This is a genomic window from Agrobacterium bohemicum, assembly GCF_001562555.1.
Classification (GTDB): Bacteria; Pseudomonadota; Alphaproteobacteria; order Rhizobiales; family Rhizobiaceae; genus Agrobacterium; species Agrobacterium bohemicum.
The window spans coordinates 131,754-152,257 of sequence record NZ_KQ961025.1 but is presented as its reverse complement, the minus strand read 5'-3'; the positions used below and the strand labels follow the sequence as shown (position 1 = coordinate 152,257).

General features: G+C 57.1%; 19 protein-coding genes. 16 read left to right on the top strand and 3 right to left on the bottom strand.

Features of this window, described 5'->3' with window-relative positions; genetic code table 11:
• Positions 1-2: 2 nt before the first annotated feature.
• From ATO67_RS06375 to hemC, 3 genes are all read right to left on the bottom strand, one after another.
• A complete protein-coding gene (locus tag ATO67_RS06375; protein ID WP_067645811.1) occupies positions 3-1,358 on the bottom strand; it encodes a COG4223 family protein in 1,356 nt (451 codons plus the stop codon).
• Positions 1,359-1,430: 72 nt separating this feature from the next.
• Positions 1,431-2,174 (bottom strand): uroporphyrinogen-III synthase, encoded by a 744-nt coding sequence (locus ATO67_RS06370; protein WP_067645808.1) that lies wholly within the window; start codon positions 2,172-2,174, stop codon positions 1,431-1,433.
• Positions 2,175-2,176: 2 nt separating this feature from the next.
• The gene (hemC, locus tag ATO67_RS06365) at positions 2,177-3,106 is read right to left on the bottom strand and encodes a hydroxymethylbilane synthase (RefSeq protein ID WP_067645806.1); all 930 of its coding nucleotides are present in this window, start codon (positions 3,104-3,106) and stop codon (positions 2,177-2,179) included.
• Positions 3,107-3,178: 72 nt separating this feature from the next.
• Here hemC and tsaD point away from each other — a divergent pair, with 72 nt between their 5' ends.
• The 16 genes from tsaD (at position 3,179) to odhB (ending at position 20,485) form a co-directional block, all read left to right on the top strand.
• Entirely contained in the window at positions 3,179-4,276 is a 1,098-nt protein-coding gene (gene tsaD / locus ATO67_RS06360) for a tRNA (adenosine(37)-N6)-threonylcarbamoyltransferase complex transferase subunit TsaD (protein ID WP_067646213.1), read from the top strand.
• A complete protein-coding gene (locus ATO67_RS06355) occupies positions 4,273-5,262 on the top strand; it encodes an NAD(P)H-dependent glycerol-3-phosphate dehydrogenase (protein WP_067645804.1) in 990 nt (329 codons plus the stop codon). Before tsaD ends, ATO67_RS06355 begins: the two co-directional genes overlap by 4 nt.
• Positions 5,263-5,281: 19 nt before the next feature.
• Positions 5,282-5,575, top strand: coding sequence for a YciI-like protein (locus tag ATO67_RS06350; protein WP_067645802.1), 294 nt, complete (start codon positions 5,282-5,284; stop codon positions 5,573-5,575).
• 5 nt (positions 5,576-5,580) lie between these two features.
• The gene (locus ATO67_RS06345) at positions 5,581-6,024 is read left to right on the top strand and encodes an EVE domain-containing protein (protein ID WP_067645800.1); all 444 of its coding nucleotides are present in this window, start codon (positions 5,581-5,583) and stop codon (positions 6,022-6,024) included.
• 6 nt (positions 6,025-6,030) lie between these two features.
• Positions 6,031-6,675, top strand: coding sequence for a class I SAM-dependent methyltransferase (locus ATO67_RS06340; RefSeq protein WP_067646210.1), 645 nt, complete (start codon positions 6,031-6,033; stop codon positions 6,673-6,675).
• A gap of 681 nt (positions 6,676-7,356) precedes the next feature.
• Positions 7,357-7,749: a succinate dehydrogenase, cytochrome b556 subunit gene (sdhC, locus tag ATO67_RS06330; protein WP_067645796.1), complete on the top strand. Its 393-nt coding sequence runs from the start codon at positions 7,357-7,359 to the stop codon at positions 7,747-7,749.
• A 12-nt stretch (positions 7,750-7,761) separates the two neighbouring features.
• A complete protein-coding gene (gene sdhD, locus ATO67_RS06325; RefSeq protein ID WP_067645794.1) occupies positions 7,762-8,142 on the top strand; it encodes a succinate dehydrogenase, hydrophobic membrane anchor protein in 381 nt (126 codons plus the stop codon).
• 6 nt (positions 8,143-8,148) lie between these two features.
• Positions 8,149-9,993, top strand: coding sequence for a succinate dehydrogenase flavoprotein subunit (sdhA, locus tag ATO67_RS06320; protein ID WP_067645792.1), 1,845 nt, complete (start codon positions 8,149-8,151; stop codon positions 9,991-9,993).
• Positions 9,994-10,010: 17 nt separating this feature from the next.
• On the top strand, positions 10,011-10,790 hold the full coding sequence (locus ATO67_RS06315; RefSeq protein ID WP_067645790.1) for a succinate dehydrogenase iron-sulfur subunit: 780 nt from the start codon (positions 10,011-10,013) through the stop codon (positions 10,788-10,790).
• A 202-nt stretch (positions 10,791-10,992) separates the two neighbouring features.
• The gene (locus ATO67_RS06310; RefSeq protein WP_067645788.1) at positions 10,993-11,532 is read left to right on the top strand and encodes a protease inhibitor Inh/omp19 family protein; all 540 of its coding nucleotides are present in this window, start codon (positions 10,993-10,995) and stop codon (positions 11,530-11,532) included.
• A gap of 49 nt (positions 11,533-11,581) precedes the next feature.
• Positions 11,582-12,745, top strand: a complete 1,164-nt coding sequence (gene zapE / locus ATO67_RS06305) for a cell division protein ZapE (RefSeq protein ID WP_067645786.1) — start codon at positions 11,582-11,584, stop codon at positions 12,743-12,745.
• A gap of 179 nt (positions 12,746-12,924) precedes the next feature.
• Positions 12,925-13,887: a malate dehydrogenase gene (gene mdh / locus ATO67_RS06300; RefSeq protein ID WP_067645784.1), complete on the top strand. Its 963-nt coding sequence runs from the start codon at positions 12,925-12,927 to the stop codon at positions 13,885-13,887.
• 32 nt (positions 13,888-13,919) lie between these two features.
• The gene (gene sucC / locus ATO67_RS06295) at positions 13,920-15,113 is read left to right on the top strand and encodes an ADP-forming succinate--CoA ligase subunit beta (protein WP_067645782.1); all 1,194 of its coding nucleotides are present in this window, start codon (positions 13,920-13,922) and stop codon (positions 15,111-15,113) included.
• A 17-nt stretch (positions 15,114-15,130) separates the two neighbouring features.
• A complete protein-coding gene (gene sucD, locus ATO67_RS06290) occupies positions 15,131-16,033 on the top strand; it encodes a succinate--CoA ligase subunit alpha (protein ID WP_067645780.1) in 903 nt (300 codons plus the stop codon).
• Positions 16,034-16,190: 157 nt separating this feature from the next.
• Positions 16,191-19,187 carry a 2-oxoglutarate dehydrogenase E1 component gene (locus ATO67_RS06285; protein ID WP_067645777.1) on the top strand — a complete coding sequence of 999 codons (2,997 nt, stop codon included), beginning with the start codon at positions 16,191-16,193 and terminating at the stop codon, positions 19,185-19,187.
• A gap of 56 nt (positions 19,188-19,243) precedes the next feature.
• Positions 19,244-20,485 (top strand): 2-oxoglutarate dehydrogenase complex dihydrolipoyllysine-residue succinyltransferase, encoded by a 1,242-nt coding sequence (gene odhB / locus ATO67_RS06280; protein ID WP_067645775.1) that lies wholly within the window; start codon positions 19,244-19,246, stop codon positions 20,483-20,485.
• Positions 20,486-20,504: the final 19 nt, after the last annotated feature.

Sequence of the window (20,504 nt, the reverse complement as noted above, 5' to 3'; positions counted from 1 at the left end):
TCTTATCCCTGCTTGCCAGTGCTGGTGATGGCGCGTGTCAGCGTGCCGTTCACGAGGTCTTCAACCTCAACGCGGGCATCGAGCGACTTTTTGAATTCGGTCGATGTCGCCTTGGCTGGCTCAGGCAGGCCATCCCATTCCAGTGCCGCACCCTTCAGGTCGCCGTTTCGGAGCTTATCTTCGATCCGTGCAATCTTTGCGTCCGCACCTTCGCCTTCGATATTGCCGACAGGGCGAACCTTGACGAGAGACAACGCACTCTGTGCAAGCCTGTCCAATACGCCTTGATTGGGGTCTGCCTGATTGAGTGAATCCAGCATAACATTGGCGACATCAGGAAAATTGCGGGTCAACTCTGCGCGAGAGGGGACACCCGTGTTTGCAAAGGGGCGAAGGGACTGGACTGCCGGATCATCTGGCGTAACACGAGACAGCGTATCAAGCTCTGATAGGAACGGTCCGCCCCGATCAATGGCTGCCTTCAATCCGGCAGACGCAATGGCGCGAGCGACTTCGACATCGTCGCGCGGTTCGTTGATCTTGGTTTCAGCCTCGCTCAAACGGCGAGTGAGATCGGCGGTTGCGGTGTCCTGAGTGGCTTTTTCGGATTGAAGCGTGGAAACCGTGCCTTCCAGTGCTGCCAACTTGCTGGCAACGTCATCGCCGCCAGATGATGCAGAGCTTTCCAGCGTAGCGATGCGCGCTTCGAGTGACGACGTATCCCCTGTCGCCTGTGGTGCACTGGCAACCTGTTCGCGAAGGCTGGCGAGTTGCGTCTCAAGGGCGGTTAATTCGTCCGACGAACCGCCGTTACCCGTAAACGGTGGCAGGTAACCGGCATATTGCATGCTGCCTGCAGCCAAAAGCGCTATCAGGCCGCCGACGATACCGGCAGCAACAAGGCCGGAATTGCCAGCTCGGTTTTCCGTGGCGCTTCTCGAGGCGCTTGTCGTGCTGCCCGAGGACGTTTTGTCGCTTGCCGGTTTGGCCGCGTCGGTTTTCAGCGGTTCCGAGTTTGTAGCGGCCTTGGGCGCTTCGGCTTTCAAAGGCGGCACCGACGATGTCTTTGCAGGGCCCTGCTCGGCAGCCTTCACGTCATCGGTCTTATGGATATTAGGCTCCGGCTCTATCGGGGTTTTTACCTGCTCTTCCCATATTGGGCGGGGATTTTCCTTCGGAGCATGGACTGGCGATGATGATGCGACAGATGTGCTCTCATCAGGTTTGGCCGTACTTGCGGCATCAGTGGGGGCTGCATCCTTGTCCGTGCCGAGTTCTTTCACGTCCTTGGCGTCCAGATCGATTGTGACCGGTTCGGCGCTGGACTTGGAGTGGCGTGGCGGTTTTCCCGATACCATGACAACCTCATTTTGCCTGCATTTCCCTAAACCTAGTTAGTGATGACGGCAAAGGAAAGAGGCAAGAGGGAATTAGGTTCCAGCCTTTGCGTCCAGAAGATCGAACATTTCACTCTCGCTGGGGACAGCGGAGGCCAAGGCATTGGATCGAAACGCAACCGGAATCTCGGAAAGTACCTTGCCGCTGATGCAGATAAACTTGCAGTGATCCAATTGCCTGAAAACCGGCTGACCGACCAGCAGCTTGAAAAACAACCGAACAGCCTCGCTGGAGTAAAAAAGAACAGCATCCGCCGTTGCATCTGCAAAAAGGATATCGAGTCGTGCACGGTCCCACGACACAGGCGTCATTTCGTATGCCTCAATGGTTTCGAACGGTATGTCCAAAGCGGAAAGCCGCTCTTCAAAGCCTTCATCCCTTGGCGTTCCGGCCAGGTAGAGGAGACGGCTCCATGGCGCGGGGGTGTTTTTTCTGGCACTCGCGATCAGATCAGCCAAGGCCTGGCCATCGCTTTCGCCAGCAATAATATTCTCAAAGCCAGCCTCGCGCGCTGCACGTGCCGAAGCAGACCCTACCGTAAACAGGGGCGTCTGTATGAGTGTTGATACACCGAGGTTTCCCGCTATCAGCACTCGAACAGCTTCCGCGCTGGTCACGGCAAGTGCCTGCGGCTGCTTTGCCAAAGCCAAAGCAGCCGTTTCAATGTGGTGAATGGGTTGGGTGAGTGGCAGAAGCACCGGTTCATGGCCGTGCTCCCGCAAAAGTGTTGCCGTCTTTTGCCCTGACGCTTGCGGGCGTGTGACGACGACGCGCATGGTCAGGTCCAGCCTTCGAAGAAGCCGGTTCCGGCAGCGGCCCGAACCTGTTCTCCCGCTTTTTGACCGAGCGCCGACGCTTGCGCACATTTGCCCGATATCTCGACGCTGTGTTCGGTTCGTCCATCTGGGGTCAGGATAAGGCCAGAGAAATGCAGGTCATCGCCATCGCACATCGCATAACCGGCGATTGGCGTGCGGCATGAGCCATCGAGCACCGAGAGGAAAGCGCGCTCGCAGGAAACGGCATCATGGGTGGGAGCGTGATTGATGGCTGCGAGCAGATCATCGATGCGTCTATCGCCAATACGGCTCTCGATGCCGATGGCACCTTGTGCGGGCGCTGGCAGGAAGTTTTTCGTTTCCAGCAACTCGGTTGGCACGTCTGCCATATCCAGCCGCTTGAGGCCGGCAAAGGCCAGCAATGTCGCATCGGCTAGTCCGTCTTCCAGTTTGCGCAGTCGCGTCGCCACGGCGCCGCGAAACAGAATGACATTGAGATCCGGTCGCACGCGACGGATCAGTGCCTGTCGGCGCAGCGAGGCCGAGCCGACGGTCGCGCCATGGGGAAGTTCGATCAGCCTTGGTGCGGTGCGACCAATGAAGGCGTCGCGCACGTCTTCGCGGGGCAGGAATGCGGAAAGATGCAAGCCTTCCGGCAGTTTCGTCGCCATGTCCTTGGCGGAATGCACGGCAAAATCCAGATCGCCCGACAAAAGCTTCGTTTCGAGTTCTTCGGTAAACAGGCCCTTGCCGCCAACTTCCGACAAGGCGCGATCCGCAATGCGATCACCCTTGGTAGTGATCGGTACGATCTCGAACATTTCTGGGGCAAGGCCATTGGCTCGCACGAGACGATCCCGCGTCTCATGGGCCTGCGCCAGCGCCAAGGGGCTGCCGCGTGTGCCGATTCGGAAAGGTTTTGTTTGCATCCGCTTCTATCCGTTGTTACCGGAGGTGTTCGTACCCAAGTTTCTGAAGCACCGCAATCAACGAACCCGCTGATGACCCCCTTTCTTCGTATCCTCGGCATAGAGACAAGTTGTGACGAAACCGCTGCATCCGTGGTGGTTCGGCATGCCGACGGCCGTGGAGAGATTATCTCCGACGTCGTTTTGTCGCAGCTGGAAGAACATAGTGCCTATGGCGGCGTGGTGCCGGAAATCGCCGCGCGCGCCCATGTGGAAGCGCTCGATACTTTGATTGAAGAGGCGCTGACCGGTGCAGGTGTCGCGCTTGCCGATATCGATGCTATTGCTGCAACCTCAGGTCCGGGGCTGATCGGCGGGCTTATCGTCGGTTTGATGACCGGCAAGGCGATTGCCATGGCGAGCGGCAAACCACTTTACGCCATCAACCATCTGGAAGGTCATGCGCTGACGGCGCGGTTGACCGATGGCCTGGCCTTTCCATATCTTATGCTGCTGGTGTCTGGCGGGCATACGCAACTCATCCTCGTGCGTGGCGTTGGACAATATGAGCGCTGGGGCACGACAATCGACGATGCTTTGGGCGAAGCTTTCGACAAGACCGCCAAGCTTTTGGGATTGCCCTATCCCGGCGGGCCGGCCGTGGAAAAGGCTGCGGCACATGGCAATGCGGATCGTTTCGCTCTGCCACGGCCGATGGTGGGTGAAGCGCGGCTCGATTTTTCCTTTTCCGGTTTGAAGACCGCAGTTCGCCAGGCGGCTACGGCGATTGCTCCACTCTCCGAGCAGGATATTGCCGATATCTGCGCGTCCTTTCAAAAGGCCGTATCGCGCACTCTGAAGGACCGTATAGGCAGAGGCTTGCAACGGTTTCTAGAGGAGTTTCCTTTGGTTGACGGTGGGCCGTCATTGGTTGTGGCTGGTGGCGTCGCGGCCAATCAGGAGATACGCCGAACACTTCAGGATTTATGCGACAAGCATCGTTTTCGGTTTATCGCACCGCCGCTACAGCTGTGCACGGACAATGCGGCCATGATTGCATGGGCCGGTCTGGAACGTATGGCGCTGGGCATGGAGCCGGATAGTTTCGATACGCAGCCGCGTTCTCGTTGGCCGCTTGATGCGCAAGCGCAGACGCTGATTGGCTTCGGCAAACGCGGAGCGAAGGCATGACGGAGCGTGAAAAAGTCGTCGTCATTGGTTCGGGAGCTTTCGGCACAGCCATTGCCGTGGTCGTGGCGTTGGAAAACCGCCATGATGTAACGCTGCTCGGACGGGATGCCGCATTGATGGCGGATTTGCGCGTGGACGGCGTACATGACGCTGCACTCCCTGGCATTTCTCTGCCGGATGCGCTGAACTACTCCGCCGAACCTGACGTGCTCCGAGATGCTGGTATCGTTCTCTTTGCCATGCCATCCCAGGCGCAAGCGGATGCGGCGCGAAACTACGGTCCTTATCTGGCTAACGATGCTGTTGTTGTAACTTGTGCAAAAGGCATCGACCGCTCCTCGGGCCAATTGCTGACCGACGTGCTGGAGCGCGAGTTGCCACATCATCCTGTCGGCGTCTTGTCAGGCCCCGGTTTTGCTGCCGATATTGCAAAGGGACTGCCAACCGCCATGGCTGTGGCCGCTACCGATGCCGGTGTCGCCGAGCGGCTGGCCCAGACGATTTCGGGGCGTACCTTCAGGCTTTATGCTTCAACCGATCGGACAGGTGTGCAGTTGGGCGGCGCATTGAAGAATGTGCTGGCGATTGCGGGCGGCATCGTCGAAGGGGCAGGGCTAGGTGACTCGGCAAAAGCTGCGCTTATCTCACGGGGACTGGCCGAAATGTCGCGCCTTGTGGTCGCTATGGGCGGTCAGGCAGATACGGTTCGCGGCCTTTCAGGTCTTGGCGATCTCGTTCTGACCGCAACGAGCCATCAGTCGCGTAACCTGCGCTTCGGTATTTCGCTGGGGCAGGGTGGCGATCCCGGCTCGTTCTATGGCGGCCTCGTGGAAGGCGCTTATTCTGCTTCCGTCGCATCACGCCTTGCCGCTGAACGCGGGATCGAGATGCCGGTGACGGATTCGGTTGCTGCGATCATTGACGGCAAGCTCGATGTGAAAACTGCTATTCAACAATTGATGACACGGCCCATCACGACCGAATAGGGCTCAAGAGGAGACGAAAATGCTGTTTGCCTTCATCTGCAAAGACAAGCCCGACCATCTGCATGTGCGTATGGAAACCCGCCCGGTGCACCTGGAACATCTGAACAAGCTGAACGCCGAAGGCACGTTGAAGATTGCTGGTCCGTTTTTGGACGCGAACGGCAAGCCGAATGGCAGCTTGGTGATTGTCGAGGCAACTGATATCGATGCCGCTAAGGCTCTGGCTGATGCCGATCCTTACGCCAAAGCCGGTCTGTTTGAAAGCGTCGATGTGAAGCCTTATAATTGGGTCTTCAACAATCCGGGAGCGTGAAAAGCATGGCTAATTACTGGCTTTTCAAGTCCGAGCCCTCGACATGGTCCTGGGAGCAGCAGAAAGCGAAAGGCGAGGCGGGCGAAGAGTGGGGCGGCGTCCGCAATTATCAGGCGCGCAACAATATGCGCGCCATGAAGATTGGCGACAAAGGCTTTTTCTACCACTCCAATGAGGGGCTGGAAGTCGTCGGCATCGTGGAGGTCTGTGAATTGTCCCGGCCTGATTCGACGGCGGAAGGCGATGCGCGCTGGGACTGCGTGCACATCAAGGCCGTTTGCGATGTACCCTCACCTGTTACGCTCAAAGACGTGAAAGCCAATCCCAAGCTTGCGGATATGTCTCTCGTCACCTCCATGCGTCTCTCTGTGCAGCCGGTGCTGTTGGAGGAATATCTTGAGGTCTGCCGCATGGGCAAACTCGACAAGCTTCCGCGCTCGCCGGACTGAATGGATTTGAAGACCGATCCCGAGGTTTTTATCAAAAGCAATACGACCATAATGTCGCCGCCGCATGTCCCGGAAATTCGGTTGCATCTGGCAAGCGAAGCCCATGATCTATGGCTGAAGACAGAAGACGAGTTGCAGGAAATTGGTCTGCCTCCGCCGTTCTGGGCCTTCGCCTGGGCCGGCGGGCAAGGACTTGCACGTTATGTTCTCGATCATCCCGAGCAGGTTGCAGGCCGCAATGTGATGGATTTTGCCAGCGGCTCCGGGCTTGTCGCTATTGCTGCTGCCAAGGCAGGAGCCGCCAGCGTAATGGCTATCGACATTGACCCTTGGGCAGAGGTGGCAGTCTGTCTCAACGCGAAAGATAACGATGTCCACGTGCGCTTTAACGGTTCAAATGTGATCGGCAGCAATGTCGACGCGGATGTTCTGCTGGCTGGTGATGTTTTTTACGATCGCGCATTTGCCGATGCGCTCACTCCCTGGTTTTCGATGCTGAGCCGCAAAGGCGTCATCGTTCTGGTCGGCGATCCCGGGCGGGCATATTTGCCCAAGGACCGGTTAGAAGCCTGCGGCACCTACGAGGTCCCTGTCACACGGATTCTGGAAGATAGCGACGTGAAGAAGACGACTGTCTGGCGTTTCCTCTAGGCCAGTTGTCAGGGTCGAATGACGCACACGCCCGCCTCGTAAGAGCACTCTGCCCCCATAGTTGAGCTGTTGACATAAATGAGTCTAGGTCTCAAGGAATGCCCCTTCGTGGGTGGGTTGCTGTAGCCTTGCCCGTCCGCAGCGAAGTAAATTCCATTCCCCCTTGCCCGAACGCTGGAGATGCTGCCGGCATATGTTCCAAGTCCACGGATATAGGATGGCAGTCCATTGCCTCCATAAAACGAGCGCTGCTGATGCCGCTTGCCATGTTCGCCGGCATCGCTCCTATGATTTTCACCGGCATGGGCGTGTAACGCGGTAACTATAGGAAGCGAAAGGGCAACCATCGCAGCAATGATTCGGACCAATAACATGACCTAAAACCTCCGGATTTTATTCAGTTCGCAAATGCCCAAAGCCTCGTAAAAATTTACGTAGACGTAAGTTTTTTGCATCCGTACGGATTGGAAACGCTGGACATTTGATTTTCGATCCGGGTTTCCAATACGAATCTTCGTCACACAATCGATTAAATTCGATTCGACTGTCAATTGTGCTTGTGGTGATGCCTTCGTATGATTAAAGGTCGCGGTTGGTGCAATGCACATTCTCTCATCATGTGCTGTTGCTTTGGGCGCGCTCGAACGGTCGAAGCGCACTGGAAAACGCCGCGAGGTTCTGATGGCGAATGTGACAAATAACCGGCCTCTGTCGCCACATCTTCAAGTTTACAAGCTGATCCCGACGATGCTTGCGTCGATCGTGCACCGCATAACCGGTGCCGCGCTGTATTTCGGTACGCTTCTGGTCGTGTGGTGGCTGGTCGCCGCCGCATCCGGCGGCGCTTACTATGAATGGGTGCAGTGGGCGATGGGCAGCATCATCGGCAAGCTGATCCTGATCGGCTACACCTGGGCGCTGATGTATCACATGCTGAGTGGCCTTCGTCACTTCATGTGGGATCTGGGTTATGGTTTCGAAAAGCACTTCACCACCAAGCTGGTAAAAATATCGCTGGTCGTGTCCATCTGTCTGACCGCGCTGATCTGGGTCATCGCCTACATCGTGCGCTAAGGAGATCGTTTCATGGATATGCGTACCCCTCTGAACAAGGTCCGCGGTCTTGGCTCCGCCAAGGATGGCACCGAGCATTTCTGGCGCCAGCGCGTCACGGCCGTCGCCAACGTTCCGCTGCTGTTGTTCTTCGTCGTTTTCCTGGTCATGTATGGCGGCGCACCGCATGCGGAAGTCGTTTCGGCTCTTGCCAATCCGCTGGTCGCGGTGGTCATGGCGCTGGTGGTCATTTCGGGCGTCATTCACATGAAGCTTGGCATGCAGGTCATCATCGAAGACTATATTCACGCCGAATATCTGAAGCTCGCTCTGGTGATGCTCAACACGTTCTTCGCGATCATCGTTGGCGGCCTCTGTCTGTTCGCCATTCTGAAAATCGCATTCGCAGGATAATCCGTCATGGCATCGATCAGTTCACCTTCCACCAATGGCAAGGCATATACCTATGTCGATCACTCCTATGACGTGATCGTCGTGGGTGCTGGTGGCGCGGGTCTTCGCGCCACGCTCGGCATGGCCGAGCAGGGTTTCAAGACCGCTTGCATCACCAAGGTTTTCCCGACGCGTTCGCACACCGTTGCGGCACAGGGCGGTATTGCCGCCTCGCTCAACAACATGACGCCGGATAGCTGGCAGTGGCACCTTTACGACACCGTCAAGGGTTCCGACTGGCTGGGCGACGTGGACGCCATGCAGTATCTCGCCATGGAAGCGCCAAAGGCGGTCTATGAGCTTGAGCATTACGGCGTGCCGTTCTCGCGTAACGCCGAGGGCAAGATTTATCAGCGCCCATTCGGCGGCCACATGCAGAATTACGGCGAAGGTCCACCGGTACAGCGCACCTGCGCTGCTGCCGACCGTACCGGCCACGCCATTCTGCACACGCTTTACGGCCAGTCGCTGCGCCACAATGCCGAATTCTTCATCGAGTATTTCGCGCTCGACCTCATCATGTCCGATGATGGCAGCCGTTGCACGGGCGTCGTTGCCTGGAACCTCGATGACGGCACTATCCATCGCTTCACCGCCAAGATGGTGGTTCTGGCGACGGGTGGTTACGGCCGCGCTTACTTCTCCGCAACATCTGCGCACACCTGCACGGGCGATGGCGGCGGCATGGTTGCCCGCGCCGGTCTTCCGCTTCAGGATATGGAATTCGTTCAGTTCCACCCGACCGGTATTTATGGTGCAGGTTGCTTGATTACAGAAGGCGCACGCGGTGAGGGCGGTTATCTTGTCAACTCCGAAGGCGAGCGCTTCATGGAGCGCTACGCGCCATCCGCCAAGGATCTCGCCTCGCGTGACGTCGTTTCGCGCTGCATGACCATGGAAATCCGCGAAGGCCGCGGCGTTGGCAAGAACAAGGACCACATCTTCCTGCATCTGGATCACCTCGATCCGGCTATCCTGCATGAGCGTCTGCCGGGCATTTCCGAAAGCGCCAAGATTTTCGCAGGCGTGGACGTGACGCGCGAGCCGATCCCGGTTCTACCGACTGTTCACTATAATATGGGCGGCATTCCGACCAACTATTGGGGCGAAGTGCTGAACGCAGATGGCGAAAACCCGGAACGTATATTGCCCGGCCTTATGGCTGTTGGTGAAGCCGGTTGTGCGTCTGTTCACGGTGCAAACCGTCTCGGCTCCAACTCGCTGATCGACCTTGTGGTGTTTGGCCGCGCTGCTGCCATTCGCGCCTCCGAAGTCATCGATCGCGCCAGTGCTATTCCGGCCCTCAATGTCGCAGCCTGTGACAAGATCATGGATCGCTTCGACCGTCTGCGCAACGCCAATGGCAGCACGCCGACTGCCGTTTTGCGTGACAAGATGCAGCGCGCCATGCAGGACGATGCCGCCGTGTTCCGCACACAGGAATCGCTGGAAAGCGGTTGCAAGCGTATTTCAGCCATCTGGCAAGAACTGCCGGATATCAAGGTCACCGACCGTTCCATGGTCTGGAATTCGGATCTCGTGGAAACGCTGGAACTCGAAAACCTCATGGCCAACGCCATCGCCACGGTTTATGGCGCGGAAGCCCGCAAGGAAAGCCGTGGCAGCCATGCGCGTGAAGACTTCGTCGATGGCCCATTTGGCGGTCGCGACGACATCAACTGGCGCAAGCACACGCTGGCCTGGGTCAACCCGCAGGGTGACGTGAAGCTCGACTATCGCCCGGTTCACACCGACCTGATTGCCGACGGCATCGATCTCCAGAAGATCGCGCCAAAAGCTCGCGTCTATTGATTTGAGAGGAACTGGACATGGTTGAACTTACACTTCCCAAGAACTCTCAGATGACCGAAGGCAAGGTCTGGCCAAAGCCTGCCGGTGCCAAGAATGTGCGCGAATATCGCGTCTATCGCTGGAACCCGGATGATGGCCAGAACCCGCATATCGATACCTATTACATCGATATCGATGATTGTGGCCCGATGGTTCTGGATGCGCTTCTCTACATCAAGAACAACATCGACCCGACGTTGACGTTGCGCCGTTCCTGTCGTGAGGGCATTTGCGGTTCCTGCGCGATGAACATCGATGGCACGAACACGCTTGCCTGCACCAAGGGCATGGACGAGATCAAGGGAACGGTGAAGGTCTATCCGCTGCCGCATATGCCGGTGGTCAAGGATCTTGTGCCGGATCTGTCGAATTTCTATGCGCAGCACCGCTCTATTGAGCCTTGGCTGAAGACTGTTTCGCCGACGCCTGCGAAGGAATGGAAGCAGAGCCATGACGACCGCCAGAAGCTGGATGGTCTCTATGAGTGCATTCTGTGCGCCTGCTGCTCCGCCTCCTGTCCGAGCTACTGGTGGAATGGCGACCGCTATCTCGGTCCCGCCGTTCTGCTACAGGCTTACCGCTGGCTGATCGACAGCCGCGATGAGGCAACCGGCGAGCGTCTCGACAACCTCGAAGACCCGTTCCGCCTTTATCGCTGCCACACGATCATGAACTGCGCGCAGGCTTGCCCGAAGGGTCTCAACCCTGCCAAGGCGATTGCCGAGATCAAGAAGATGATGGTAGAGCGTCGCGTCTGAACGGGCGTATAATCGAAGTTAGTAAACAGGCTGCGACTCCCCGTCGTGGCCTGTTTGACAATAACGGGGCTGGAAATTTCTATAAAAATCGACTGAAATTGCAATTATCGCGGTAGCGGCTTGCGTTAGCTAATGCTTTGGTAATAATTCAGCCGTTTTGTGTAGACATGGTCTTGCCGAAGCAGAAAATCGGGAGCTTAAGATGCAGTTTAGATATGTGGCGACGGGTCTCGCGGTCGTTATGAGCCTTGCCGGTTGCCAACGTACCTCCTACGATTACAACAACAATAGTGGCCCAAGCGGTAATCCCGGTTACACCCCGCCGCTCCAGGCCCAGCCGGTTCCGCAGGTTCAGTCCGGTGCATTGCCGCCTCCTGGCGGTTCTACGCAGTTTCCTACCGCACCTGCCAACGCAGCTCCCGGTGGCGCAAACGTTGCGTCCGCAGCACCTGCCGCAGCCATGGATGTTACCAAGGAAGCCATGGTCGGCAACTGGCGCGTGTCCAATGGCGGCGCAAGCTGCGATATGTTCCTGACGCTCACCAATCTAGGCAGCGGTTCGCGCGGCGGCACCCGCGGTTGCGCTGGCGAACTGTCGTCCATGGGTTCATGGGAAGTATCCAACAAAATGGTGCTGTTCAAGAACCGTGCGGGCGACACAATCGGTCGCGTCTACAAAACTGGTGATACCCGTTACGATGGCACGACGAACAGCGGTCAGCCGCTTGGCCTCAGCCGATAATCTGCATCACGCGGGTGGCGCTCGCGCTGCCTGCGTATGAGGCCCGTTCATGAAGCCATTGCCGGACTACAATCACAGCGTCGTTGAACAACTCAACGTATTGACGGCGTCTGGCGAGCTGAAGGCCGATCCCGCTCAGCTTGAGGTGGCTGCTCAACTGGACCGCATCCTCACTGATCTTAAAATCCGCAAACCCGCCAAGAAGAAAAGCGCGCTGGGCTGGATGTTCGCAAAAAAAGCGGGCCTCGCACATTCAGCGAAGGGGCTGTATGTCCACGGTAGCGTCGGACGCGGCAAAACCATGCTGATGGACATGTTCTATCAGCTTGCGCCGATCGAAAAGAAACGCCGTTGCCATTTCCATGAGTTCATGGCTGATGTTCACAACCGCGTTCATGCCCATCGCCAGAAGCTGAAAAACGGCGAAACCAAGCAGGCGGATCCTATTCCGCCGGTTGCCGCGCAGTTGCTGGCCGAGGCGGAACTGCTGTGTTTCGATGAGTTCACCGTGACAGATATTGCTGACGCGATGATTCTCGCGCGTCTTTTCACCGAGCTTTTCGCCCACGGCTGTACGCTGGTCACGACATCCAATGTGGTGCCGGACAATCTCTACAAGGACGGGCTGAATCGCAGCCTTTTTCTTCCCTTCGTGGATATGTTGAAGGCACATGTTCAGGTCGTATCGCTGGATAGCCCGACCGACTACCGCATGGAAAAGATCAAAAGCCTGCCTGTCTACGTGACCCCGCTAGGTGACGCGTCCGATAGGGCCATGGATGTCGCGTGGAAAGAACTGACGGCGGGTAGTGCCGCGGAGCCGACCGAAATCACCATGAAGGGCCGGATCATTCCGGTGCCGAGAGCCGTTGGACGCGCAGCACGGTTTTCATTTTCCGAGCTTTGTGAGAAGCCACTCGGTGCCTCCGACTTCCTCGCTATCGCAGACAGGTTTGACACTGTTTTCATCGACCATATTCCACTCCTCAACGCAGATAAACGCAATGAGACGAAGCGGTTCATCATCCTGATCGATGCGTTTTACGATCATACCGTACGCGTGTTCGCGTCGGCTGCGGCCATGCCAGAAGATTTGCTGGTGACGCGAAAAGGGACGGAAGGCTTCGAATTCGATCGAACAGCCTCTCGCCTGTTTGAGATGCGAAGCGCCGATTATCTGGCATTGCACAACGAAAAACGTCCAGCGACATGACGGTTCTGTAACAAAAATTCTTACGTTTACGTAAGAATTTTATGATCTAAACGATTGAAAAATCTGGATCATAAAGAAACGGTTGCCATTTCTGGCTAATGAAGCTAAGTCGGGTGCGACAATTTAGGCCGCCACACGCTCGCGGTGAAATTGAATTGAAGCTCAAGAGGAAGCATTCGATGGCTCGCAAAAAGATTGCACTTATTGGTTCTGGCATGATTGGTGGCACATTGGCCCATCTCGCCAGCCTGAAGGAATTGGGCGACATCGTCCTCTTCGATATTGCTGACGGTATCCCGCAGGGCAAGGGTCTGGATATTGCCCAGTCCGGCCCGGTTGAAGGCTTCAATGCAAAACTGACCGGTGCTAGCGACTACGCAGCCATCGAAGGCGCGGACGTCTGCATCGTCACAGCCGGTGTTGCCCGCAAGCCAGGCATGAGTCGCGATGATCTTCTCGGCATCAACCTCAAGGTCATGGAGCAGGTCGGCGCCGGCATTAAGAAATATGCTCCGAACGCTTTCGTGATCTGCATCACCAACCCGCTCGACGCGATGGTCTGGGCCCTTCAGAAGTTCTCCGGCCTGCCGAAGAACAAGGTCGTCGGCATGGCCGGCGTTCTCGACAGCGCGCGCTTCCGCCTGTTCCTGTCTGAAGAATTCAATGTGTCCGTGCAGGACGTGACGGCATTCGTTCTCGGCGGTCACGGCGACACAATGGTGCCGCTCGCCCGTTACTCGACAGTTGGTGGCATTCCGCTGACGGACCTCGTCAAGATGGGCTGGCTGACTGCCGAGCGTCTGGAAGAGATCGTTCAGCGCACGCGTGATGGCGGTGCGGAAATCGTTGGTCTGCTCAAGACCGGTTCTGCCTATTATGCGCCTGCCGCTTCGGCAATCGAAATGGCCGAGTCCTACCTCAAGGACAAGAAGCGTGTTCTGCCTGCCGCTGCCTACCTCTCGGGTCAGTACGGCGTCAACGACATGTATGTCGGCGTACCAACGATCATCGGTGCAGGCGGTATCGAGCGCATCATCGAAATCGAACTCAACAAGGACGAGGAAGCCGCCTTCCAGAAGTCCGTCGGCGCGGTTGCTGGTCTTTGCGAAGCCTGCATCAACATTGCTCCGTCGCTGACGTAATTGCCGCACAGGCTACAAACAGGGATTAATCCATGAATATTCATGAGTATCAGGCCAAAGCTCTTCTGAAGGGCTATGGTGCGCCGGTGGCCGAAGGGGTTGCTATCCTCAAGGTCGAGGAAGCCGAAGCGGCTGCAAAGCAGCTTCCCGGTCCGCTTTACGTGGTCAAGAGCCAGATCCATGCTGGTGGACGCGGTAAGGGCAAGTTCAAGGAACTCGGCCCCGATGCAAAGGGCGGCGTTCGTCTTGCCAAGTCCATCGAGGAAGTCGTTTCCCACGCCAAGGACATGCTCGGCAACACTCTGGTAACGGCGCAGACGGGCGATGCTGGCAAGCAGGTCAACCGTCTCTACATCGAAGACGGCGCGGACATCGACCGCGAACTTTACTGCTCGCTGCTGGTCGATCGCTCTGTTGGTCAGGTCGCATTCGTGGTTTCCACGGAAGGCGGCATGGACATCGAGGCTGTTGCTCACGACACGCCAGAGAAAATCCACACGATTGCGATTGAGCCTGAAGCCGGCGTAACGGCTGACAACATTGCTGCGATCTCCAAGGCTCTGGAGCTTTCGAGCGCAGCCGCTGAAGATGCCAAGGCGCTTTTCCCTGCGCTCTATAAAGCCTTTGTCGAAAAGGACATGGCTCTTCTTGAAGTCAACCCGCTCATCGTCATGACGGACGGCCACCTGCGCGTTCTCGACGCGAAGATGTCTTTCGACGGCAACGCGATTTTCCGTCACGACGACGTGAAGCTGCTGCGCGACGAAACCGAAGAAGACGCCAAGGAAATCGAAGCCTCCAAGTGGGACCTCGCCTATGTGGCTCTCGATGGCAACATCGGCTGCATGGTCAATGGTGCCGGTCTTGCCATGGCAACGATGGACATCATCAAGCTGTACGGCAAAGAGCCTGCAAACTTCTGTGACGTCGGCGGTGGCGCTGGCAAAGAGAAGGTTGCGGCTGCGTTCAAGATCATCACGGCTGACCCGAAGGTCGAGGGCATCCTCGTCAACATCTTCGGCGGCATCATGAAGTGCGACGTCATTGCCGAGGGCGTTATCGCTGCGGTGAAGGAAGTCGGCTTGAAGGTTCCACTCGTCGTGCGCCTCGAAGGCACCAATGTCGAGTTGGGCAAGAAACTCCTGAACGAATCAGGTCTTGCGATTACCGCTGCTGACGACCTGGACGATGCGGCCAAGAAGATCGTCGCGGCGATCAACGGCTAATTGAGGGACTGGAAATAATGTCTATTCTTGTAAACAAAGACACCAAGATCCTCGTTCAGGGTCTGACCGGAAAAACCGGCACGTTCCACACCGAACAGGCGCTTGCTTATTACGGCACGCAGATGGTCGGCGGTATTCACCCCAAGAAGGGTGGCGAAACCTGGACCGGTTCCAAGGGCGAAAGCCTGCCGATCTATGCCACTGTTGCTGAAGCCAAGGAAAAGACCGGCGCTGATGCATCGGTGATCTACGTTCCGCCAGCAGGCGCTGCCGATGCGATCATCGAAGCTATCGAAGCGGAAATTCCGTTCATCACCTGCATCACCGAAGGCATACCTGTCATGGACATGGTTCGGGTCAAGGCTCGCCTTGATCGTTCCAACTCACGTCTGCTTGGCCCTAACTGCCCAGGCATCATGACGCCGGAAGAGTGCAAGATCGGCATTATGCCGGGTTCGATCTTCCGCAAGGGTTCGGTCGGTATTGTGTCGCGCTCCGGCACACTTACATATGAAGCTGTGTTCCAGACATCGAACGAAGGCCTCGGTCAGACAACGGCTGTCGGTATCGGTGGTGACCCGGTCAAGGGCACCGAGTTCATCGACATCCTGGAAATGTTCCTCGCCGACGAAGCGACACAATCGATCATCATGATCGGTGAAATCGGTGGTGCCGCTGAAGAAGATGCGGCGCAGTTCCTGATCGACGAAGCCAAGAAAGGCCGTAAGAAGCCGATGGCTGGTTTCATTGCTGGTCGTACCGCTCCGAAGGGCCGCACCATGGGTCACGCCGGTGCTGTCGTTTCTGGCGGTAAGGGCGATGCGGAATCCAAGATTTCGGCCATGGAAGCGGCTGGCATCAAGGTGTCGCCTTCCCCGGCACGCCTCGGCAAGACACTGGTCGAAGTCCTCAAGGGCTGAGACTTGCATGATTAAGGGCAGCGGGCAGGCATTGGAAGCAATAGCCTGCCCGTAGCCAAGACAGAACGACGGCCGCTTAGCGGCAAAGACTAAAGCGGCAGACCGAACGGTCATCAACGGGATTGAGGAGGCGGGCGCAGACGTCCGCGAAGATACCATGGCAAGGCAAGAAGCTAACGAGCAGTTTCAGATCACGTCGTTTCTCGACGGCGCGAATGCAGCGTATATCGAGCAGCTCTACGCCCGGTACGAAGACGATCCGTCTTGCGTTTCTCCAGAGTGGCAAAGCTTTTTCAAGGGCCTAGCCGAAAATCCTGATGATGTGAAAAAGGCCGCCAAGGGCGCGTCCTGGAAGCGTTCCAATTGGCCGATTTCTGCCAATGGCGATCTGATTTCGGCGCTGGACGGCAACTGGGCAACGGTTGAGAAAGCACTTGAGAAAAAGGTTCAGGCCAAGGCCGAAGCCAAGAGCGCGGAAACCGGCAAGCCCGTTAGCGAAGCTGAAGTCCTTCAGGCGAGCCGCGACAGCGTGCGTGCCATCATGATGATCCGTGCCTACCGCATGCGTGGCCATCTTCATGCAAAGCTGGACCCGCTCGGCATCGCCAGCGCCGTCGAGGATTACGATGAATTGTCGCCGAAGTCTTACGGCTTCGAAGAGAGCGACTACGACCGCAAGATTTTCATCGATAACGTTCTCGGTCTCGAATACGCGACCGTCCGCGAAATGATCGAAATCCTCGAGCGAACCTATTGCTCGACCCTGGGTGTCGAGTTCATGCACATGTCCAACCCGGACGAAAAGGCATGGATTCAGTCGCGCATCGAGGGTCCGGATAAGGGTTTCGACTTCACGCCCGAGGGCAAGAAAGCAATTCTCTCCAAGCTGGTCGAAGGCGAAGGCTACGAACAGTTTCTCGATGTCCGTTTCAAGGGCACCAAGCGCTTCGGCCTGGATGGCAGCGAATCGCTCATCCCAGCTCTGGAGCAGATCATCAAGCGTGGTGGTCAGGAAGGTCTCGAAGAAGTCGTTCTGGGTATGGCGCACCGTGGTCGCCTCAACGTTTTGACCAACGTGATGGGCAAGCCGCACCGCGCCGTGTTCCACGAGTTCAAGGGTGGTTCGTTCAAGCCTGACGACGTCGAGGGTTCGGGCGACGTGAAGTATCACCTCGGTGCTTCTTCTGACCGCGAATTCGATGGCAACAAGGTTCACCTGTCGCTGACAGCCAATCCGTCGCATCTGGAAATCGTCAACCCTGTCGTCATGGGCAAGGCCCGCGCCAAGCAGGATCAGTTGGCGAAGGTCTGGGAAGGCGACACCATTCCGCTCTCCGAACGTGCCAAGGTTCTGCCGTTGCTGCTGCACGGAGACGCTGCTTTTGCTGGCCAGGGTGTGGTTGCCGAAATTCTCGGCCTTTCCGGCCTTCGCGGTCACCGCGTTGCCGGTACCATGCACTTCATCATCAACAACCAGATCGGCTTCACCACGAATCCGGGTTTCTCGCGTTCGTCGCCTTATCCATCCGATGTTGCCAAGATGATCGAAGCGCCCATCTTCCATGTCAATGGTGACGATCCGGAAGCTGTGGTTTATGCGGCCAAGGTCGCAACCGAATACCGCATGAAGTTCCACAAGCCTGTTGTGGTCGACATGTTCTGCTACCGTCGCTTTGGCCATAACGAAGGCGATGAGCCGTCCTTCACACAGCCGAAGATGTACAAGGTTATCCGTGCGCATAAGACGGTTGCCAACATCTATGCCGAGCGTTTGATTGCCGAAGGCCTGATCACCGAAGGCGAATTCGAGAAGATGAAGGCCGATTGGCGTGCGCATCTGGAGCAGGAATTCGAAGCAGGGCAGTCTTACAAGCCGAACAAGGCCGATTGGCTGGATGGTCAGTGGTCTGGCCTTCGTGCCGCCGACAATGCCGATGAGCAGCGTCGCGGCAAGACCGGCGCTCCGATGAAGCAGCTCAAGGAAATCGGTCGCAAGCTGTCTACCATTCCTGAAGGCTTCAAGGCGCATAAGACCATTCAGCGCTTCATGGAAAATCGCGCCAACATGATCGAGAGCGGCGAAGGTCTGGATTGGGCGATGGCGGAAGCCATGGCATTCGGTTCGCTCGTTGTTGACGGTCACAAGATCCGCCTGTCCGGCCAGGATTGCGAACGCGGTACGTTCTCGCAGCGTCACTCGGTTCTCTACGATCAGGAGAGCGAAGAGCGTTACATACCGCTGGCAAACCTTGCGCCAACGCAGGCCCGCTACGAAGTCATCAACTCGATGCTGTCTGAAGAAGCCGTGCTCGGTTTCGAATACGGCTACTCGCTGGCTCGCCCGAATGCTCTGACCCTCTGGGAAGCCCAGTTCGGTGACTTCGCCAATGGTGCACAGGTCGTATTCGACCAGTTCATCTCGTCTGGCGAACGCAAGTGGCTTCGCATGTCCGGTCTCGTCTGCCTTCTACCACATGGCTATGAAGGTCAGGGTCCTGAGCACTCGTCTGCCCGTCTGGAACGCTGGTTGCAGATGTGCGCCGAAGACAACATGCAGGTCGCAAACGTCACGACGCCTTCAAACTATTTCCACGTTCTGCGCCGTCAGGTGAAGCGCGATTTCCGCAAGCCGTTGATCCTGATGACGCCGAAGTCTCTGCTGCGCCACAAGCGTGCAACGTCTTCTCTGACGGAACTCGCCGGTGAATCATCGTTCCACCGTCTCTTGTGGGATGATGCGGAGGTCATCAAGGACGGTCCGATCAAGCTTCAGAAGGATTCGAAGATTCGTCGCGTCGTTCTGTGCACCGGCAAGGTCTATTACGATCTTCTCGAAGAGCGCGAAAAGCGTGGTATCGACGACATCTATCTGCTGCGCATCGAACAACTCTATCCGTTCCCGGCCAAGGCGCTCATCAATGAGCTGTCCCGCTTCCGCAACGCAGAGATGGTGTGGTGCCAAGAAGAGCCGAAGAACATGGGTGCGTGGTCGTTCATCGACCCTTATCTGGAATGGGTTCTGGCGCATATCGATGCCAAGTACCAGAAGGTCCGGTACACGGGCCGTCCGGCTGCTGCATCGCCTGCAACAGGTCTGATGTCCAAACACCTCGCGCAGCTCGCGGCATTCCTGGAAGACGCGTTGGGAGAGTGAAAGCTCTCCTACACGCACCCTCGCACAATCGCTATTTGATGAAACGGAACTAGATCATGGCCACTGAAATCCGCGTACCAACCCTCGGCGAATCCGTCAGCGAAGCAACTGTGGGAACATGGTTCAAAAAGGTTGGCGATACCGTCAAGGCTGATGAGCCGTTGGTTGAACTGGAAACCGACAAAGTAACGGTTGAAGTGCCGTCCCCTGTTTCAGGCGTGCTGACCGAAATCGTTGCGCAAAATGGCGAAACGGTTGGTCTTGATGCGCTGCTTGGCCAGATCGCAGAAGGTGCAGCGGGCACTGCCTCTTCCGCACCGGCTGCAACGCCCGCAAAAGCCCCTGAGCCCGCCGCCGCTGCCGCAGCACCTGCTTCAGTTTCTGCCGCTCCTGCGCCTAGCGCCATGCCGCCTGCACCGGCTGCTGGCAAATTGCTGTCTGAAAATAACCTTTCGGCTGATCAGGTCGATGGTTCCGGCAAGCGTGGACAAGTTTTGAAGGGCGATGTTCTGGCAGCTGTTGCCAAGGGCGTTTCCGCCGCTCCGGCGGCCACGGCTGCACCTGCCGCAGCACGTCCGGTTTCTGCCGAAGGCGACGCCGTTCGCGAAGAGCGCGTGAAGATGACGCGCCTGCGCCAGACCATCGCGCGCCGCCTCAAAGATGCACAGAACACAGCTGCCATGCTGACCACTTACAATGAAGTGGACATGAAGGCCGTCATGGACCTGCGCACCAAGTACAAGGACGTGTTCGAGAAGAAGCATGGCGTCAAGCTTGGCTTCATGGGCTTCTTCACCAAGGCTATCACCCATGCCCTGAAGGAACTGCCTGCTGTCAACGCCGAGATCGACGGCACCGACATCATCTACAAGAACTATTGTCACGTCGGCATGGCTGTGGGCACCGACAAGGGTCTCGTCGTTCCTGTTATCCGTGATGCCGACCAGATGTCGATTGCCGAGGTTGAAAAGGAACTGGCACGTCTTGCAAAGTCTGCCCGTGATGGTTCGCTGTCCATGGCCGACATGCAGGGCGGTACCTTCACCATCACCAATGGTGGCGTCTACGGCTCGCTGATGTCTTCGCCGATCCTCAATGCGCCTCAGTCGGGTATTCTGGGCATGCACAAGATCCAGGAGCGTCCGGTTGCCATCGGCGGTCAGGTCGTCATCCGTCCGATGATGTACCTCGCGCTCTCCTATGACCACCGCATCGTTGACGGCAAGGAAGCCGTGACATTCCTGGTTCGCGTCAAGGAAAGCCTGGAAGATCCTGAGCGTCTGGTTCTCGATCTCTGATCGAACTTGCTTTTTTCGT

Coding starts and splice junctions, on each gene's coding strand:
- ATO67_RS06375 (WP_067645811.1), bottom strand. CDS start 1,358: ATGGTATCGGGAAAACCGCCACGCCACTCCAAGTCCAGCGCCGAACCG.
- ATO67_RS06370 (WP_067645808.1), bottom strand. CDS start 2,174: ATGCGCGTCGTCGTCACACGCCCGCAAGCGTCAGGGCAAAAGACGGCA.
- hemC (WP_067645806.1), bottom strand. CDS start 3,106: ATGCAAACAAAACCTTTCCGAATCGGCACACGCGGCAGCCCCTTGGCG.
- tsaD (WP_067646213.1), top strand. CDS start 3,179: ATGACCCCCTTTCTTCGTATCCTCGGCATAGAGACAAGTTGTGACGAA.
- ATO67_RS06355 (WP_067645804.1), top strand. CDS start 4,273: ATGACGGAGCGTGAAAAAGTCGTCGTCATTGGTTCGGGAGCTTTCGGC.
- ATO67_RS06350 (WP_067645802.1), top strand. CDS start 5,282: ATGCTGTTTGCCTTCATCTGCAAAGACAAGCCCGACCATCTGCATGTG.
- ATO67_RS06345 (WP_067645800.1), top strand. CDS start 5,581: ATGGCTAATTACTGGCTTTTCAAGTCCGAGCCCTCGACATGGTCCTGG.
- sdhC (WP_067645796.1), top strand. CDS start 7,357: ATGGCGAATGTGACAAATAACCGGCCTCTGTCGCCACATCTTCAAGTT.
- sdhD (WP_067645794.1), top strand. CDS start 7,762: ATGGATATGCGTACCCCTCTGAACAAGGTCCGCGGTCTTGGCTCCGCC.
- sdhA (WP_067645792.1), top strand. CDS start 8,149: ATGGCATCGATCAGTTCACCTTCCACCAATGGCAAGGCATATACCTAT.
- ATO67_RS06315 (WP_067645790.1), top strand. CDS start 10,011: ATGGTTGAACTTACACTTCCCAAGAACTCTCAGATGACCGAAGGCAAG.
- ATO67_RS06310 (WP_067645788.1), top strand. CDS start 10,993: ATGCAGTTTAGATATGTGGCGACGGGTCTCGCGGTCGTTATGAGCCTT.
- zapE (WP_067645786.1), top strand. CDS start 11,582: ATGAAGCCATTGCCGGACTACAATCACAGCGTCGTTGAACAACTCAAC.
- mdh (WP_067645784.1), top strand. CDS start 12,925: ATGGCTCGCAAAAAGATTGCACTTATTGGTTCTGGCATGATTGGTGGC.
- sucC (WP_067645782.1), top strand. CDS start 13,920: ATGAATATTCATGAGTATCAGGCCAAAGCTCTTCTGAAGGGCTATGGT.
- sucD (WP_067645780.1), top strand. CDS start 15,131: ATGTCTATTCTTGTAAACAAAGACACCAAGATCCTCGTTCAGGGTCTG.
- ATO67_RS06285 (WP_067645777.1), top strand. CDS start 16,191: ATGGCAAGGCAAGAAGCTAACGAGCAGTTTCAGATCACGTCGTTTCTC.
- odhB (WP_067645775.1), top strand. CDS start 19,244: ATGGCCACTGAAATCCGCGTACCAACCCTCGGCGAATCCGTCAGCGAA.